The 497-nt window shown below is 43.3% G+C and carries 1 pseudogene; it reads left to right on the top strand.

From position 1 onward, the window contains the following. Positions 1-497: pseudogene (locus H6A34_RS15685) on the top strand (hypothetical protein); the annotation flags it as partial.

The raw sequence follows: 497 nt of genomic DNA, 5'->3' as shown, positions 1-497 counted from the left end.
CAATTTCAGGGATATATACGATTCAAACAAGTGCGATGGAGACTTCTACAGTTGCATGACAGACAAGGGATACCATTACTTTTACAGTGATTCGGTTGATGCAAGTGCCGCCTATTTGAAGAACGAAGATGGAAAAATCATAGCGAGGTGCATAATCTTCAACAAGGTGTACGAGGAAGGAACGGAAAAAATCTGGAGACTTGCAGAAAGACAGTACTCAACCAACCAGGACGACGTGTTGAAACGTGCCTTGGTGAACGCATTGATAATCGGAGGTTACATAGACGGATACAAGCAAGTAGGTTATGACTGCCACCATTCAAAGAGCTTTGTTGACATATATGGGAATTCATTGGAAGACAAGAAATTCTACATAGACTGCGACTTGGGCACTGAAGACACCCTTTCATACCAGGACTCTTTCAAATGGTACGACATGGAAGCAGGGAAAGCATACAACTACGAGGTAAACGGCTACGACTACGAGCTTGATACCA

Source organism: Marseilla massiliensis, assembly GCF_016899855.1.
Taxonomy (GTDB): Bacteria; Bacteroidota; Bacteroidia; order Bacteroidales; family Bacteroidaceae; genus Prevotella.
This window is presented reverse-complemented; position numbering and strand designations above follow the sequence as displayed.